The 15,819-nt window shown below is 68.3% G+C and carries 15 protein-coding genes and 1 pseudogene; 13 read left to right on the top strand and 3 right to left on the bottom strand.

Translation table 11 applies throughout. The features are described 5' to 3' along the window. Window positions 1–441: 441 nt before the first annotated feature. The 4 genes from ACN2C7_RS00395 to ACN2C7_RS00380 all read left to right on the top strand — a co-directional run bounded on the left by ACN2C7_RS00395 (window position 442) and on the right by ACN2C7_RS00380 (window position 8,065). Window positions 442–2,799, top strand: a complete 2,358-nt coding sequence (locus tag ACN2C7_RS00395; RefSeq protein ID WP_419319231.1) for a TonB-dependent receptor — start codon at window positions 442–444, stop codon at window positions 2,797–2,799. Between the two features lie 89 nt (window positions 2,800–2,888). After that, entirely contained in the window at window positions 2,889–3,572 is a 684-nt protein-coding gene (locus tag ACN2C7_RS00390; RefSeq protein ID WP_419319230.1) for a Fe2+-dependent dioxygenase, read from the top strand. A 95-nt stretch (window positions 3,573–3,667) separates the two neighbouring features. After that, window positions 3,668–6,343 carry a PAS domain S-box protein gene (locus ACN2C7_RS00385; RefSeq protein WP_419319229.1) on the top strand — a complete coding sequence of 892 codons (2,676 nt, stop codon included), beginning with the start codon at window positions 3,668–3,670 and terminating at the stop codon, window positions 6,341–6,343. 69 nt (window positions 6,344–6,412) lie between these two features. After that, complete coding sequence (locus ACN2C7_RS00380; protein WP_419319228.1) at window positions 6,413–8,065, top strand: MFS transporter; 1,653 nt, start codon at window positions 6,413–6,415, stop codon at window positions 8,063–8,065. Here the strand turns inward: ACN2C7_RS00380 and ACN2C7_RS00375 are convergent. Together ACN2C7_RS00375 and ACN2C7_RS00370 are read right to left on the bottom strand one after the other, a co-directional pair. After that, a complete protein-coding gene (locus ACN2C7_RS00375) occupies window positions 8,062–8,958 on the bottom strand; it encodes an NAD(P)-dependent oxidoreductase (protein ID WP_419319227.1) in 897 nt (298 codons plus the stop codon). The genes ACN2C7_RS00380 and ACN2C7_RS00375 overlap by 4 nt on opposite strands. Window positions 8,959–8,968: 10 nt before the next feature. After that, complete coding sequence (locus tag ACN2C7_RS00370; RefSeq protein ID WP_419319226.1) at window positions 8,969–9,280, bottom strand: MliC family protein; 312 nt, start codon at window positions 9,278–9,280, stop codon at window positions 8,969–8,971. Window positions 9,281–9,521: 241 nt separating this feature from the next. On the opposite strand from ACN2C7_RS00370, the gene ACN2C7_RS00365 reads away from it, so the two are divergent. The 8 genes and pseudogenes from ACN2C7_RS00365 (at window position 9,522) to ACN2C7_RS00330 (ending at window position 14,159) form a co-directional block, all read left to right on the top strand. Then, window positions 9,522–10,064 carry a (2Fe-2S)-binding protein gene (locus ACN2C7_RS00365; RefSeq protein ID WP_419319225.1) on the top strand — a complete coding sequence of 181 codons (543 nt, stop codon included), beginning with the start codon at window positions 9,522–9,524 and terminating at the stop codon, window positions 10,062–10,064. Beyond that, complete coding sequence (locus ACN2C7_RS00360; protein WP_419319224.1) at window positions 10,061–12,247, top strand: molybdopterin cofactor-binding domain-containing protein; 2,187 nt, start codon at window positions 10,061–10,063, stop codon at window positions 12,245–12,247. Before ACN2C7_RS00365 ends, ACN2C7_RS00360 begins: the two co-directional genes overlap by 4 nt. Window positions 12,248–12,311: 64 nt before the next feature. Beyond that, window positions 12,312–12,446 (top strand): annotated as a pseudogene (locus tag ACN2C7_RS00355) (LuxR C-terminal-related transcriptional regulator); the annotation flags it as partial. 172 nt (window positions 12,447–12,618) lie between these two features. Further along, window positions 12,619–12,897: a hypothetical protein gene (locus ACN2C7_RS00350; protein ID WP_419319223.1), complete on the top strand. Its 279-nt coding sequence runs from the start codon at window positions 12,619–12,621 to the stop codon at window positions 12,895–12,897. A gap of 14 nt (window positions 12,898–12,911) precedes the next feature. Then, on the top strand, window positions 12,912–13,040 hold the full coding sequence (locus ACN2C7_RS00345) for a hypothetical protein (RefSeq protein ID WP_419321529.1): 129 nt from the start codon (window positions 12,912–12,914) through the stop codon (window positions 13,038–13,040). Window positions 13,041–13,111: 71 nt separating this feature from the next. Then, a complete protein-coding gene (locus ACN2C7_RS00340; protein ID WP_419319222.1) occupies window positions 13,112–13,459 on the top strand; it encodes a hypothetical protein in 348 nt (115 codons plus the stop codon). 66 nt (window positions 13,460–13,525) lie between these two features. Then, entirely contained in the window at window positions 13,526–13,969 is a 444-nt protein-coding gene (locus tag ACN2C7_RS00335; RefSeq protein WP_419319221.1) for a hypothetical protein, read from the top strand. Further along, window positions 13,941–14,159, top strand: coding sequence for a hypothetical protein (locus ACN2C7_RS00330; protein WP_419319220.1), 219 nt, complete (start codon window positions 13,941–13,943; stop codon window positions 14,157–14,159). Before ACN2C7_RS00335 ends, ACN2C7_RS00330 begins: the two co-directional genes overlap by 29 nt. On the opposite strand, the gene ACN2C7_RS00325 is transcribed toward ACN2C7_RS00330, so the two are convergent. After that, on the bottom strand, window positions 14,156–14,755 hold the full coding sequence (locus tag ACN2C7_RS00325) for a nucleotidyltransferase family protein (RefSeq protein ID WP_419319219.1): 600 nt from the start codon (window positions 14,753–14,755) through the stop codon (window positions 14,156–14,158). The two genes, ACN2C7_RS00330 and ACN2C7_RS00325, sit on opposite strands and share 4 nt — an antisense overlap. Window positions 14,756–14,784: 29 nt before the next feature. On the opposite strand from ACN2C7_RS00325, the gene moaA reads away from it, so the two are divergent. Further along, window positions 14,785–15,819, top strand: coding sequence for a GTP 3',8-cyclase MoaA (gene moaA / locus ACN2C7_RS00320; RefSeq protein ID WP_419319218.1), 1,035 nt, complete (start codon window positions 14,785–14,787; stop codon window positions 15,817–15,819).

Here is a 15,819-nt window from a genome sequence, read left to right as displayed (position 1 = left end):
GAGGGGGATACTCGACCGGTCCGGGGATCCTGGCGTTGCAGGACCCGCCCGCCGTCGGCGTGGATGGGGATCAAGGCGAGTGTTGGTCAGGATTGGCCCCACGCCCCCCGACCTCCGGGACTTCGGGAAACCGAGGCTTCCGGGTTCCGGTAAGGCCCCAACTGGGCCACCCGCTGGGACGCTGATGGATAACGACCACGCGGAGCGGACGGCTTCGTCGAAACGGTTATTCTATTTTCCTCCGGACGTGGTCCGGATGCTCCGCGACCCTTTCCACCAACTCGCAGCGAACGCGCGAGGTCGCGAAACCGCGCGCCCTGGCCATTACGTCATTTTTGAGAATGATTATCATTGCGCCCCCTCGGCCGCAGCGCTAAGAACGCCTCGCAATATCAGGAGGGGCGCGAGGGATCGTCGCCCCGCTGGGGACAGGATCTTATTATGCGTAACGCGAACACCCGCAGCCCAACCCTCGGCGGCATCGTCGGCCGTCAACGCCGCGCCCTGAGCGCAGCCGCCGTCGCCGGCGTCGCCGGCCTGACCCTCGGCGCGGGCCTGGCCCATGCAGCCGAGGTCGATGCGGCGATCGCCACGGCCACCGCCACGACCGCCGACGCCACTGAAGTCACCGGCGTCAAGGTCGACGGCAAGCGGGCCACCGATGTCCAGTCGGGCAAGTACACCGCCCCGCTGGTCGACACGCCGCGCTCGATCACGGTGATCTCCAACAAGATCATCGAGCAGACTGCCGCCACCTCGCTGCAGGACATCCTGCGCACCTCGCCGGGCATCACCTTCGGCGCGGGCGAGGGCGGTCAGCCCCTGGCCGACCGGCCGTTCATCCGGGGCCAGGCCTCGGGCAACAACGTCTTCGTCGACGGCATCCGCGACAGCGGCGGCCAGACCCGCGAGGTCTTCAACCTGGAACAGGTGGAGGTCATCAAGGGTCCGGACTCGGTCTATAGCGGCCGGGGCTCGGGCGGCGGCAGCATCAATCTGGGCTCCAAGTCGCCCAAGCCGACCAGCTTCGCGCGCGGTTCGATCGCCGGCGGCACCGACGCCTATGTGCGCGGCACGGCCGACGCCAACTACGCCTTTGGCGAGACCGCCGCCTTCCGCCTGAACCTGATGTACACCCAGGGCGACACGCCGGGCCGCGACAGCATTGACTTCAAGCGCTGGGGCGTCGCGCCGTCCCTGGCCTTCGGCATCGGCACGGACACCCAGGTGACGGCCAGCTACTATCATCTCGATAGCGAGCAGGACCCCGACTACGGCATTCCGCTGGCCTCCAAGCGCACCTGGGCGCCGACGGCCACAGATGGCCGGGTTCGTCCGGCGAGCGGCATCGCCGACGTGTCACGCAGCGCCTATTACGGCCTGTCGCGCGACTTCCTGAAGACCCGGGCCGACATCGCCACCCTGATCTTCAACCACCAGATCAATGACGATTTCGCGGTCCGCCAGGCGGTTCGTTATTCGAAGTCGGTCAATGACTATGTCGTCACCAACCCCGGCGACGGCGGCGTGGCCCAGTTCGTGGCCGGCGAATGGTGGATGAAGCGCGGCACCAAGTCGCGCTGGAACCCGACCACCACGATCGCGGCGGTCACCGATTTCAGCGGCAAGTTCGATGTCGGAGCGCTGGAGAACCGCTTCAATATCGGCGTTGAGCTGGCCCGCGAGGTCAATGAAAACGCCAGCTACGTGATCTATGGCACGGCCGGCTCGGCCTGCCCGACCGGCTTTACGGGCAATGTCACCACGGCCGGCGTCGGCGACTGCACCCGTCTCTATGCGCCCAACCCGAACGACAGCTGGACGGGGATCATCACCCGCGCCCCGGCCGCCCGTTCGGTGACCAAGACCTCTGCCCTCTACGGCTTTGACACCATCAAGCTCAGCGACAAGCTGCAGGTGAACCTGGGCGGCCGTTACGACGTCTACAACACCCGTGGCACGAACGTGACCGTGACCAGCGCCAGCGGCGTGATCACCAGCGCGGTGTTCACCAGCGTGCCGGAAGCCGAGTGGGACTTCTTCAACTATCAGGTCGGCTTGGTGTTCAAGCCGACCGCCGCCTCCAGCCTCTATGCCTCCTACGCCACCTCCTCGACCCCGCCGACCATCGCCGGCGGCGACCAGAACACGGCCGGCGGCATCGGCACGGGCAATCTGTCGACCACCCTGCTGGACCCGGAAGACACGATCAGCAGCGAGATCGGCGCCAAGTGGAACCTGTTCGACGACCGCCTGGCCGTGTCGGGGGCCCTGTTCCGCACCGAGCGCAAGAACGCCCAGATCCAGGTCTCGGCCGGTGTCTATCAGCAGGTCGGCGAAGCCATGGTCCAGGGCGTCGAGCTGGGCGTCTCGGGCAATGTCACCCCCAAGTGGCAGGTGTTTGGCGGCTATACCTACATGGATAGCGAGCTGGTGCGCGGGGCCTATACCGGCGTCAACCAGGGCGATCCGCTGGCCAATACGCCCGAGCATAGCTTCAGCCTGTTCTCGACCTATCGCGTGACCCGCAAGATCGCGCTGGGCGGCGGCGCCTACTATGTGTCCGACAGCTTCGGCGGCAACCAGGGCGGGGCCGGCGGCGGCGCCAACAAGGTCTATGCCCCGGCCTATACCCGCTATGACGCCTTCGCCTCGTGGGCGATGAACGATCGCATCGACCTGCAGCTCAATGTCCAGAACCTGACGGACAAGCGTTTCATCCTGCGCACCAACGGCGTCCACCACGCCGATCCGGCGCCGGCCCGTCAGGCCATGCTCACCGTCAACGTCAAGTACTGAGACTCCCCTCTCGACTTGACGTTCGCCCCGTCCGGCCGGCCCTTCGCCGGACGGGGCGCTCTCTTCTCAGGGCCCCGGCTTTCCCCCTCATGATGCTGCAGATCCCCGAGGTCCTGACCAAAGCCCAGGTCGCGCAGTGCCGGGCGATCATGGACGCCGCGCCCTGGGCGGACGGCAACATCACCTCGGGCTTTCAGGCGGCCCTGGCCAAGCAGAACCAGCAGCTGCCCCAGACCGGCGAGGCGGCAAAGGCGGTGGGGGCCGTCATCCTGGCGGCGCTGGAGCGCAATCCGCTGTTCGTCTCGGCCGCCCTGCCGCAGACCATCCTGTCGCCGATGTTCAACCGCTATGGCCAGGGCATGGGCTTTGGCGACCATATCGACAATGCGGTGCGCCGCGATCCGGTCACCGGCCAGACCCTGCGCACCGACCTGTCGGCGACGCTGTTCCTGTCGGAACCCGATGACTATGACGGCGGCGAGCTGGTGGTCGACGACCTGTATGGCAGCCATTCGGTGAAGCTGGGCGCCGGCGACCTGATCCTCTATCCGGCCTCCAGCCTGCACCATGTGACGCCGGTGACCCGCGGGGTTCGGACGGCCAGCTTCTTCTGGATCCAGAGCCTGGTGCGCGAGGATGCCCGCCGGGCTCTGCTGCTGGACATGGACGTCGCCATCCAGCGCCTGAGCCAGACCGTGGGCGCGGCCGATCCGTCGATCCTGGCCCTGACCGGAACCTATCACAACCTGCTGCGTCAGTGGGCGGAGGTCTGAAGCTCGCCGAGCGCGCTCGTCGAACGGGGGTGTGAAGGCAACACTCCGTTTACCAATGGCCCCCACGATCCCTCGCGCGATCTGCCGGAGCCCCGATGCCGCCTTCCCCGTCTTCCGACGCGACCCTGCTCGCGCCCTCACCGTTCGGTGAGGCGGAAGCGGCCCGCTGGTTCTTCGCTAATGCCAAGGACCTGTTCGCCGTCATCACCCCGGACGGCCGGTTCTCGGTGGTCAACCCGGCCTGGCAGACCCTGACGGGCTGGTCGCCGGAGGACCTGGTCGGTCGGGCCTGCATCAAGTTCGTGCACGCCGAAAGTCACCCCGAACTGATCGACACCGGCCGGCGCCTTCGTGAGTCCGGCTTCACCGTCAACCGCCTGCGGGTGCTGCGCAAGGATGGCCGGACGGTCTGGCTCGAGGGGCGCTCGCATCTGGGCCCCGGCGGTGAAATGGTCGGCACCCTGCATGACGTCTCGGTCGAGGTGGCCGCCACCCGCACCCGTGAGATCCTGGTCGAGGCGGCTGGAATCGGCCTCTGGACCTATGATCCGGTGACCGAGCATATCGACTGGACGCCCGACGCCCTGACCGCCACGGGCCTGTCGCCGAGCGACCTGGACTGTCCCGCGGCCTTCCTGGCCCGGCTGGCCGACGATCAGCGGCAGTCGGTGCTGGAAACCTTCCACCAGGCCGTCAGAACGGGCGAGCCTGGCGCCGCGGAGTTTCGTCTGCGCGGTCGCGACGGCCAGTGGTTCACCCTGCGCTCGACCTTCCGCGCCGAGTCCCTGGACGGCGGCCTGTTCACGCTGAAGGGCATTTCCCAGAACGTCACCGACGTGGTGCGCAGCCGTGACGCCGCCCTGTGGGGCGAACGCCGCGCCCGGCAGCTGGTCGAGGAAGCGCCCTTCGCGGTGGCCGTCTACGACCTCGACCTGCGGCTCCGCCTCGCCAGCCCCCGTTTCCTCGACCTGTTCAAGTCGACCGAAGCCGATGTGATCGGCAAGTCGTTGCAGGAACTGACCAATGGCGGCCGGCGCCGCTTTGTCTCGGCGGTGACCCGCGCCCTGTCCGGCGAGATCGTCATCCGCCGTGAGGATCGGCTTCGCGACGCCGAGGGCCTTGAACACACCCTGCGATGGGAGGCCCGTCCCTGGCGCGACGCTACCGGCGAGATCGTCGGCGTCATCACCTATATGGACGACGTCACCGCCCTGGCCGACGCCCGACGCGAGGCGCAGGTCAATGCCCGCCGGCTGCGCATGGCCCTGGGCGCGGCGCGCGCCGGGGTCTACGAGATCGACCATGTCAGCAAGGCCTTCTGGGGATCGCCCGAGTTCCACCGCATCATGGGACGGCGGATCGTCTATGAGGACGTCCACGCGGCCGTCTGGCCCATGCTGCATCCCGAGGATCGCGAACCGCTCAAGGCCTCGGCTCATGTCTGGCGTCAGGGCGGCCCGCAGGTGTTCGACGCCCGGATCCTGGGTGTCGACGGCCAAGCCCGCTGGATGCGGATTTTCCACGAGGTGCGCCGCGATGCGACCGGGCGCGTCCGCAAGGCGTTCGGCCTGATCCTCGACATCGACGAGCGCAAACAGGCCGAGCTGGCCCTGGTCGCGGCCGAGCGCGAGGCTCAGGCGGCCACTGAGGCCAAGGCCCAGTTCCTGGCCAATATGAGCCACGAAATCCGCACGCCGATGAACGGCGTGCTGGGCGTCATGCATCTGCTCAGGGGCCAGAGCCTGCCGGGCGACGCCTCCGAACTGCTGGCCGAAGCCCTGGCCTGCGGTCAGATGCTGTCGACCCTGCTGGACGATGTGATCGACATCTCGCGCATCGAGGCCGGCAGGCTGGAGATCCACCATGAACCGGTCGATCCCCGCGAGCTGCTGAACGGCGTCGGCCGGCTGATGGCGGGCCAGGCCCAGCACAAGGGCCTGACCCTTGAGATCGACGCGCCGGACCTGGGCTGGATCAGCACCGACCCGACCCGCCTGCGCCAGGCCCTGTTCAACCTGATCGGCAACGCCGTGAAGTTCACCGTGCAGGGCTCGGTCACGGTGCGGGCGCGGCGTGTCGAGACGTCCTCCGGACCGCAGATGGCCTTCGATGTCATCGATACCGGCGTGGGCGTTCCCACCGAGGTCCAGGCGCGGTTGTTCGAGCGGTTCGAGCAGGGCGACGCCAGCACCACCCGGCGCTTTGGCGGGTCGGGCCTTGGCCTGGCGATCACCCGCCGGCTGGCCCAGATGCTGGGCGGCGAGGTCGTCTTCCAGTCGCAGCCGGGTGTCGGATCGCGTTTCACCCTGACCATCGCCGCGCCGGCCTCGGTCGCCCCGTCCGCAGCGCCGCAGGCCTCTCCCGACATCCTCGCGGGTCTGCGGATCCTGCTGGTCGAGGACAACCCGACCAACCAGCTGGTCGCCTCGCGGATCCTGCAACAGCTGGGCGCTCTGGTTCACACGGCTGACGACGGTGTGTCCGGCGTCGAGGCGACACGCGACGGCGCCTTCGACCTGGTGCTGATGGATGTTCAGATGCCCGGGATCGACGGGCTGGAAGCGGCGCGCCGCATCCGCGCCCTGCCGGGCCCGGCCGGCCTGACGCCGATCATCGCCCTGACCGCCAATGTCATGGCTCACCAGCGCGCCACCTACCACGCCGCCGGCATGAACGGGGTCGCCGCCAAGCCGATTTCGCCCACGGCCCTGGTCACGGAAATCCTGCGCCTGGCCGATGAAGGCCCGATTTCGAAGACCGCCGTCGCCTGAGTTTCCCCGACGAACGAACCACGCTAAAGCTGCCCGCGAAGAGCGCGTGACGGCGCCAGGGGGAACAGCATGACCGACCAGACGACCCAGGAAGACGGCGCCTCGATGCGGACCGTCGTGGCGGCTTCGTCGGCCGGCACCGCGTTCGAATGGTACGACTTCTTCATCTTCGGAAGTCTGGCCCAGGTCATTTCCAAGACCTTCTTCACCGGCCTGCCGGACGCCGCCGGCTATATCGCCGCCCTGGCCCTGTTCGGGGTCGGCTTCGCCTTCCGGCCGCTGGGCGCGCTGGTGTTCGGCAAGATCGGCGATCAGGCGGGTCGCAAGGGCGCGTTCCTGGCCACCGTGCTGCTGATGGGGGGCGCCACCTTCGCCATCGCCTTCCTGCCGACCTATGAGCAGGCGGGGATCATCGCGCCGATCCTGCTGATCATCCTGCGCTGCGTGCAGGGCTTCGCCCTGGGCGGTGAATACGGCGGCGCCGCGATCTATGTCGCCGAGCACTCGCCGCCCGACAAGCGCGGCTGGTCAACCTCGTGGGTGCAGACCTCGGCGGCCTTCGGCCTGTTCGGCGCCCTGCTGGTGATCATGGCCACCCGCGCCGTGGTCGGCATCGAGGCGTTCGACGCCTGGGGCTGGCGCATTCCGTTCGCCGTCTCGATCGGCCTGCTGGGCATTTCGGTCTGGATGCGCCTGAAGCTCACGGAAAGCCCGGCCTTCGCCAAGATGAAGGAAGAGGGTGAAGCCTCCAAGGCGCCCTATGCCGAAGCCTTCGGCCAGTGGAAGAACATGAAGCTGGTGATCCTGGCCTTCCTGTCGATGATGTGCGCCCAGGGCGCCGTCTGGTACACCAGCTTCTTCTACAGCCAGACCTTCATGGAGAAGTTCCTGAAGGTCGATCCGGTCACCATCAACGCCCTGATGATGAGCGCCACGGCGGTCAGCGCGATCTTCTACGTCGTCTTCGGCTGGCTGTCGGACAAGGTCGGCCGGAAGCCGGTGATGCTGGCCGGCATGACCCTAGCCCTGGCCTTCTATTTCCCGGGCTTCCACCTGCTGGAGCGCGCCGCCAATCCCGCCCTTGCCGAGGCTTCGGCCCGCTCGCCGGTTTCGGTGATCGCCGACCCCAAGGACTGCGCCCTGCAGTTCGATCCGGTGGGCAAGGCGGCGTTCGTCTCGTCCTGCGACATCGTCAAGAGCGCCCTGGCCAATGCCGGTGTCTCCTATGACAACCAGAAGGCCCCGGCGGGGACGCCGGCGGTGATGAAGGTCGGCGACATCGTGGTCGCTTCGCCCAGCGCCCTGGGCCTGTCGAAAGCCGAGACCAAGGCGGTCAAGGCGGCGACTGAAGCCAGGATCAAGGCGGCGCTGACTCAGGCGGGCTATCCGGCCAAGGCCGACCCCGCACGGATGAACCTGCCGGGCATGTTTGGCGTGCTGCTGGTTTTCGTGATCGCCGCGACCGCGCTGTTTGGGCCGCTGGCCGCCTGTCTGGTCGAGCTGTTCCCGACCCGGGTGCGCTACACCGCCCTGTCGTTGCCCTATCACATCGGCACCGGCTGGGTCGGCGGCTTCGTGCCGTTCTTCGCCTTCGCCATCGTCACGGCGGTCGGCAACATCTATGCGGGCCTCTGGTACCCGGTGTTCTTCACCCTGGTCAGCGTGGTGACGACCCTGTTCCTGCTGCCCGAGACCAAGGGGCGGCCGCTCGACGAAGTCTAGGCCGCCGGCGCCGATAGCAGGACCTCGACGGCGACGCCGGCCGCCGTCAGGGCCTGGACCAGCGCCGGCTCGACCGGGCCGGTGATCAGGCGAATGACCTGGCGGCCCTCATGGGCCAGCTGGATCAGGTGCTCGGCGCTGGCCTCGTTCGGCGACAGTCGTTCGACGTCGCGGCGGCCCATGGTCATGATCTGAGGATCGGCGTCCGGGTCTGCCACCAGCACATCGGCCGCCGACAGGGCGCGGACGGCGCGCAGGGTCAGCAGGTCGGAGGGCCCCTTGCCGGCGATGAAGCGCACTCGGCCCTTGCGGGCCGAGCCCTTGGCCAGGGCCTCGCGGAACAGGCGTCCGGCGGCTTCCATATCGCCCGACATCGCCGCCTGGGCCGCTTCGCCGGTCACGGCGTCGCGCAGGAACGAGCGGCGCTCGTGCAGCGCTGGCAGGGTCTTGCGGACCTCGTCCTGGAAGCGGCGCAGCAGGGCGGCCACGCGGCCCGCGCCCTCGGGCACCTGGGCCTCGATATCGTTGCGCAGCATGGTGGCCAGCACGGGAGCCGAACCGCCGGTGCCGACGGCCGCCACGACCTCACCCCGGTCGATCACCGCCGGAGTGTTGAAGTCGCACAGGGCGGGTTTGTCGACGACATTGACCAGAACCCGCGCAGCGCGGGCGGCGGCGGCCGCGGCCTGGATGAAGACCTCGTCATCGCTGGAAATGAAGGCCAGGACCGCGCCGGCATAGGAGCCGGGCAGGAAGGCGGCGTGGCCGTCGATGCGCACCAGCGTGGCCGGCGAGCCTTCGAACAGGCGCGCCTTGTTGTCGGCGCCGTCGCCGGAGCCGGCGATCACCACCTTGCGGCCGGCGAGCGGGAAATAGGCGGGAAAGCTGTCCAAGAGGGTCCCCTCAGCGGGCCTGGCAATTGTCATACGGTCCACCCGGGAATCCCGAGAGGCGGGCGCTGTCGCCCTTGCCCCAGATTTCAAACGCGCCCTTGGCGTAACGCGCGCCGGACGCCGACCGGGCCAGGGGCAGGGCTTTTGTCACGCCGCCGGCCGAGACAATGGCCTTCCTGCCGTTGGCCGGATACGTCGCCTGGAAGCTCTTGGCCTTGGCGCAGCCATAGCTCACCGGCGTGGTGATGGCCGGTCCCGGCTGGGTGGCGCAGGCTGACAGGGTCAGGCCCACCACGGTCAAGGCAAGCACAAGGCGGCGCACGGTCAACTCCAGGGGCGGCGGCCGCGAAGCAGGCGGCCCGGTGAGCATAGTCGGTTTCGCGGTCGCTTCGCGCCCTCTCTCATCGCGCGACGACAGCTTTTGCACGACCTGTTTCAACTGGGCCGCGAACGCCGCAGACTGGCGGCGAAATATTGCTGGTCGCCACCGGTGTGAACAGTGTTAGGTTTGCGCTTCTAGCAGGGTCGCGCCCCGGCCCGAGCTCGGTTGGAGGCGAAAACACATGGCCGCGACTCTCGACGTGAACGGCAAGACGGTGACGGTTCAGGCCGATCCCGCAACGCCCCTGCTCTGGGTCCTGCGGGACGAGCTGGGCCTTACCGGAACCAAGTTTGGCTGCGGGGTCGCCCAGTGCGGCGCCTGCACGGTGCATGTCGACGGCCAGCCCATCCGTTCGTGCGTCACCCCCATCGAGGGCCTGACCGGCGTCAAGATCACCACGATCGAGGGTCTGGGCGGATCGCACCCGCTGCAACAGGCCTGGGTCAAGCACGACGTGCCGCAGTGCGGCTACTGCCAGTCGGGCCAGATTATGTCGGCCGCCGCCCTGATCGAACAGAACAAGGCGCCCAGCGACGAGCAGATCGACGAAGCCATGAGCGGCAACATCTGTCGCTGCGGCACCTATCAGCGCATCCGTGCCGCCATCAAGGACGCCGCAGGTCTGCCGCCGGCGACCACGGCTGCGGTCGGCCTGCCGCACACCGACATCGATGAAGCGATCGCCGCCGCCACCGGCGCGACCAGCCGCGGAGCCGGCCGATGAACGGACCCCTCAACAAGTTCGGCGCCCAGGGCGTCGTCAACCGCCGCGATGTGGTCGTCGGCGCTGCCCTGGTCGGCGGAGCCCTGGTGGTCGGTTGCTCGCCGGCCGACATCATGAGCGCCGGCTCCAAGGTCGAGGTCGGCGCCTTCGGGCCCTTCATCAAGATCGCGGCGGACGGCGCCGTGACGGTGATCTCCAAACATATCGAGTTCGGTCAGGGCAACCATGCGGGCCTGGCGGCCATCGTCGCCGAGGAGCTGGACGCCGACTGGACGCGGGTCATGGTCGAGCAGGCCCCGGCCAACGCCAAGCTCTATGCCAACGGCACCGCCGGGGTGCAGCTGACCGGTGGGTCGTCGGCCATTTCCAATTCCTGGGATCAGCTGCGCAAGGCCGGCGCCGCGACGCGGGCGATGTTCGTGCAAGCGGCCGCCGCCAAGTGGAGCGTTCCGGCGGGCGAGATCGCCGTCAAGGACAGCGTCGTGAGCCACAAGTCGGGCAAGACCGCCGGCTTCGGCGAGCTGTTGGTCGACGCCGCCAAGATCACGCCGATCGCCAACCCGCCCCTGAAGGATCCCAAGACCTTCACCCTGATCGGAACCGAGCGGGTGCGCCGCAAGGACTCCCAGGCCAAGAGCGACGGCACGGCGCGCTTCACCCAGGATGTCCGCCTGCCCGACATGCTAACCGCCATGGTCGCCCACGCCCCGCGCTTCGGCGGCAAGTTGAAGAGCTTTGATGCGATAGAGGCCAAAAAGGTCCCGGGCGTCGTCGACGTTTTCGAGATCCCGACCGGCGTGGCTGTGGTGGCCCAGTCGACCTATGCCGCCAGCATGGGCCGTGAGGCGCTGAAGCTGGAATGGAACGAGGACAAGGCCGAGAAGCGCAGCTCATCGGCCATCGCCGCGAGCTACCGCGACATCGCCGCGGGCAAGGGCCCGGCCGACCTGAAATGGGAAGGCTTCGACTCCAAGGGCGACGCCGCCGTGATCGCCAACGCCAAGGGCGCCAAGGTGTTCGAGGCGACCTACGAGTTCCCCTATCTGGCCCACGCCACCATGGAGCCGATGAACTGTGTCGCGGCCGTGGACGGTTCCAATGTCAAGCTGACCTTCGGCTCGCAGGGTCAGACCCTGGATCAGCTGAACGCGGCCAAGATCGTCGGCACGCTGCCCGGCTCGGTCGAGATCGAGACCCTGTTCGCCGGCGGCTCGTTTGGCCGTCGCGCCACCTTCCAGTCCGACTACGCCGCCGAATGCGTTCACATCGCCAAGAAGGTCGGCAAGGGCCGGCCGGTGAAACTGGTCTGGACCCGCGAGGACGACATGCGCGCCGGCTATTTCCGGCCGTTGGTGGTGCACGCCGTCAAGATCAGCCTCGACAAGGACGGCTATCCGGCCGCCTGGCGTCACCGCATCGTCAGCCAGTCGATCATGAAGGGCTCGCCGATGGGCGGCAAAGGGCCTGACCAGACCGCCATCGAGGGCACGGCCGGCTCGCCCTATCTGAAGGCCACGCCGATCGTCGACGCCCAGCTGGCCCTCCCCGAGGTCGGGGTGCCGGTGTTGTGGTGGCGTTCGGTGGGCGCGACCCACACCGCCTTTGTCATGGAGCACACCATCGACCAGCTGGCCCGCAAGGCCGGCAAGGACCCGGTGGCGTATCGCCAGGCGCTCTACGCCAAGGTCGGGGCCGACCGGCATCTGGCGGCGCTGAACCTGGCCATGGAAAAGGCCGGCCCTGCGCCGACCGCCGGCTGGAGCCGGGGCGTGGCTGTGCACGAAAGCTTCGGCTCGGTGGTCGCCCAGGTGGCCGAGGTCCAGTTGGTCGACGGCCAGCCCAGGGTGGGTCGCGTGGTCACCGCCATCGACTGCGGCGTCGCCATCTCGCCCAATCAGATCGCGGCCCAGATGGAAGGTGGCACCTGCTACGGCCTGTCGGCGGCGCTGTTCGGTGAGATCACCCTGACCGAAGGTGTGGTCGATCAGACCAATTTCGACGGCTATCGCGTACTGCGCATGAACGAGGCGCCGACGGTTGAGACCTATATCGTGCCGTCGGGCTCCGCGCCCAGCGGCGTGGGCGAGCCGGGCACGCCCGTCATTGCACCGGCCGTGGCCAACGCCCTGCTGGCCCTGACGAGCAAGTCGACCGCGCGACTGCCCTTTACGACGACAGCCTAGTCTTGCGACGTCCAGCGCATCGGTTGCGCTGGACGTCGCGGGAAGCTGGCCGCATGCTGTCGCCATGGTAGAACCCGGCGATATTCCAGGCTTCGAGCGTCTGACCCCGCGTGAGCGGGAGATTCTGCGTCTGATCGCTCGCCATCTGCAGTCCAAGGAAATCGCCAGGCTGCTCAGCCTCTCGCCCAAGACGGTCGAGATGCACGTGCTCAGTGCGCGTCGCCGCCTCTCGGGCCTGAGCCGCCGCGACGCGGCCCTGGCCTTCATGGCCTGGGAGGCTGCGGACCCCGGCAATGACTACCGTAGGCAATCAGGCGACCTAGCCCTGGCCCCGGCGCGGGTCTCTTCTCACCGGACAGGTGGGAACGACCATGAACGACAATCAGACCCGGGACACGGCGCGGATGCGCCCGGAGAGCTCGGGCTTCTTCATCGCCAGCTGGCAGTCCCTGGAAGAGGGGCTGACCCTGTTGGCGGGCACGCCGGAACGGGGCCAGCTGGTTTCCGAGACGGTGTCGGCCCTGAGGAAGTCTCAGACGGCGGGCGATCCACCATCCAAGCTTCTGCTGCGCGTGCTGGCGGCGACCGCCTTTCTGTCGGACGACCGGCCGCTGCGGACCGAACAGGAAGGAGCTGGCGCGATGACCTGACTCCCCTGCAATGGTTGGGTCTCATCGTTGGACTGGCGATCCTGGGCGGACTTCTGCTCGGCGCCCTGACCACCGGAGCCCACGACTTCCTCTACGCCCTTCAGCGGTTCCGCGAGGGCTGGAGCCCGCCGCCGGCGCGCTGAGCGACCGGCGACCATCCAGAAAACGAGATCTTGAACGCGCGGATGACCTCCGTGTGACCGGAGAGTCTTGCATGAAACGGATCGATGCGGCCCGCGCCGGGGCCCAGAAGCTGATGCGCGCCGAGGCGGCGATCGACGCGGCCCTGCGTGAGACGGCCGAGCTGATGGGCCTGCTGCCCAGCCTGCGGCTGGAGGCCAATCTGTCGGCGGTGATCGGCCAGGATGCGGTGGACGACCTGGGCGAGACCCTGGCCCACATCCTGTCGGCCCGCCGCACCATCATCCGCGCTCACAGCAGCCTGCAGGCGGTGCGTGAACAGATCGGCTGCCGCACGGTGTCGGTCGGCGAAATGGACAAGCCGCCAGATGTGCCCCGCACCGGCGGTTTCCACGCGGTCGAGGGCGGTCGGGCCGCATGATCCCGGGCTTCTCCATCCGTGCAGCTTGCGGCATGGTCTCGCGCCAGTTGGCGTCGGGACCATGCCGTGTACCAAACCCTCACCCCGTGGATTTCCCTCAGCATCGCCGTGCTGGTCTGCGGCTTCGCCCTCTGGAAGGGCGATCGCTGGGCCCGGTTCGTGGCTGCGGTGTATCTGGCCGGATGGATCGCGACGCCATTCGCCCAGATCCGCGATCCCCTGAGCCCCGAATGGGGGGTGATGATCATCGATGCGGTGGTCATGATCCTGCTGGTCTGGGCCTCGCTGAAGGCGCGCCGGCTGTGGAGCGTGTTCGCGGCGGCCTGTCAGATGATGGCCGTGGCCTCGCATGTCGTGTCGATCATCGACCTGCGCATCTACATCGCCACGGTCGTCGTGGGCCTTACCCTGCTCAGCTACGGCGTGCTGGTCGCCCTGCTGGTTGCGACACTGTCGGCCATCCGGGCCCGGCGGGTCGCTCATGAGGGGGGCCTCAACCCTCGTCCATGAGGTCTCGGCCGAGGAGATCGCCGAATTCACCCGCGGCCTCAATGCGCTGGGGCCCCAGCAGCGTCGCATCCTGGCCGTGCTGATCCCGCGCCTGATCGCGCTGGAAGAACGGGGCGACCCGGAAGGGGCGATCCGCATCATCGACCAGATCCGCACCATCCTTCTGGAGCAGCGCCGGACCTGTCATTAGGCTCGGCTCAGGTCCTCGGGCCGGTCGACGTCAAACAGTACGCCGGGATCATCCGTCTCGATGGCGGTGAAGCGCGCGCCGGCCTGACGGATCAGCGCCTGGGCCCCGACATCGCCGTCGAGGTCTCGCAGGGCGGGGATCCAGTCGCCGCCGAACAATACAGGATGGCCGCGCCGGCCCGCATGGACCGGCGCGGCGATGCCGCTCCGTCCGCAAAGGGCGCGGATCAGGGCCGGCGCGACCGCCGGACCGACCTGTGGCATGTCGCCCAGAAAGACGAAGACGCCGTCGAGGTCGGCGGGCACAGCCCGGGCGGCGGCGGCCAGCGAGGCGCCCATGCCACGGGCAGGATCGGCGACCCGGACCACGCGCAGGTCTGCGTCCTCCTCCAGTCTCAGGATGGCTGTTTCCAGCGCGGCGTCGTCCCCGATCGCGACCACGACCGAAAAGGCGGGGCTCGCGAGCGCGGCGTTCAGCGCCCCGGCGATCAGCGGCTTGCCGCGAAACGGCGCCAGCAGCTTGCCGCCGCCGAACCGGGCGCCCAGGCCGGCAGCCAGGACGATCGCCGCAAACCTTCCGCTTTCGCTTTCCGCCATGTCGCCCAACGCCTATCTTGTCTGCAGACATGACGCCCTATGACGACAGCCCCACGCAAGCGGCCTTGACCGCGCCCCGTCTGATCGACGGTTTCGGCCGCGCCGTCACCTATTTGCGCGTGTCGGTCACCGACCGCTGTGACCTGCGCTGCGTCTATTGCATGGCCGAGCACATGACCTTCCTGCCCAAGGCGCAGGTGCTGACGCTCGAGGAACTGGACCGCGTGGCGTCCACCTTCATCGGCCTGGGGGTTCGCAAGCTGCGGCTGACCGGCGGTGAGCCGCTGGTGCGCAAGGGCTTCATGGAGCTGGTCGCCGGCCTGTCGCGTCACCTGCGCAGCGGAGCGCTGGACGAGCTGACCCTGACCACCAACGGCACCCAGCTGGCCAAACATGCCGACGATCTGGCCCGCCATGGCGTGCGGCGGATCAATGTGTCGCTCGACACCCTCAAGCCCGACCTGTTCAGGCGGCTGACTCGGGGCGGCGACGTCGCCCAGGTGATCGGCGGGATCGACGCGGCCCTGGCGGCGGGCATCGCGGTGAAGATCAACGCCGTCGCCCTCAAGCACGACAATGCCGCCGAACTGCCGGACCTGATCACCTGGGCCCACCAGCGCGGCTGCGACATGACCCTGATCGAGACCATGCCGCTGGGCGAGATCGACGAGGATCGCACCGACCAGTACCTGTCGCTGAAGGACGTGCGCCGCGACCTGGCCTCGTTCTGGACCCTGGAAGACCTGGCCTACGCCACCGGCGGCCCGGCCCGTTACACCCGCATCGCCGAGACCGGCGGACGTCTGGGCTTCATCACCCCGCTCAGCCACAATTTCTGCGAGGCCTGCAATCGGGTCCGCCTGACCTGCACCGGCACCCTGCACACCTGCCTTGGCCGCGACGACGCCTCGGACCTGCGGGCCGTGATCCGCGCCGGCGCGACGGACGCCCAGCTGGAGCAGGCGATCTTCGCCGCCATCGGGTCCAAGCCGGAAGGCCACGACTTCCAGATCGCCGGCACGAGGCCGGCCGTGGCCCGGCACATGTCGACGACGGGCGGCTGA

This window comes from Caulobacter sp. ErkDOM-E, assembly GCF_048541895.1.
Lineage (GTDB): Bacteria > Pseudomonadota > Alphaproteobacteria > Caulobacterales > Caulobacteraceae > Caulobacter.
The sequence above is the reverse complement of the archived record's forward strand: the minus strand, read 5'-3'. Positions and strand labels throughout refer to the sequence as shown.

Coding starts and splice junctions, on each gene's coding strand:
- ACN2C7_RS00360 (WP_419319224.1), top strand. CDS start 10,061: ATGAACGGACCCCTCAACAAGTTCGGCGCCCAGGGCGTCGTCAACCGC.
- ACN2C7_RS00385 (WP_419319229.1), top strand. CDS start 3,668: ATGCCGCCTTCCCCGTCTTCCGACGCGACCCTGCTCGCGCCCTCACCG.
- ACN2C7_RS00390 (WP_419319230.1), top strand. CDS start 2,889: ATGATGCTGCAGATCCCCGAGGTCCTGACCAAAGCCCAGGTCGCGCAG.
- ACN2C7_RS00350 (WP_419319223.1), top strand. CDS start 12,619: ATGAACGACAATCAGACCCGGGACACGGCGCGGATGCGCCCGGAGAGC.
- moaA (WP_419319218.1), top strand. CDS start 14,785: ATGACGCCCTATGACGACAGCCCCACGCAAGCGGCCTTGACCGCGCCC.
- ACN2C7_RS00365 (WP_419319225.1), top strand. CDS start 9,522: ATGGCCGCGACTCTCGACGTGAACGGCAAGACGGTGACGGTTCAGGCC.
- ACN2C7_RS00330 (WP_419319220.1), top strand. CDS start 13,941: ATGAGGGGGGCCTCAACCCTCGTCCATGAGGTCTCGGCCGAGGAGATC.
- ACN2C7_RS00325 (WP_419319219.1), bottom strand. CDS start 14,755: ATGGCGGAAAGCGAAAGCGGAAGGTTTGCGGCGATCGTCCTGGCTGCC.
- ACN2C7_RS00380 (WP_419319228.1), top strand. CDS start 6,413: ATGACCGACCAGACGACCCAGGAAGACGGCGCCTCGATGCGGACCGTC.
- ACN2C7_RS00395 (WP_419319231.1), top strand. CDS start 442: ATGCGTAACGCGAACACCCGCAGCCCAACCCTCGGCGGCATCGTCGGC.
- ACN2C7_RS00340 (WP_419319222.1), top strand. CDS start 13,112: ATGAAACGGATCGATGCGGCCCGCGCCGGGGCCCAGAAGCTGATGCGC.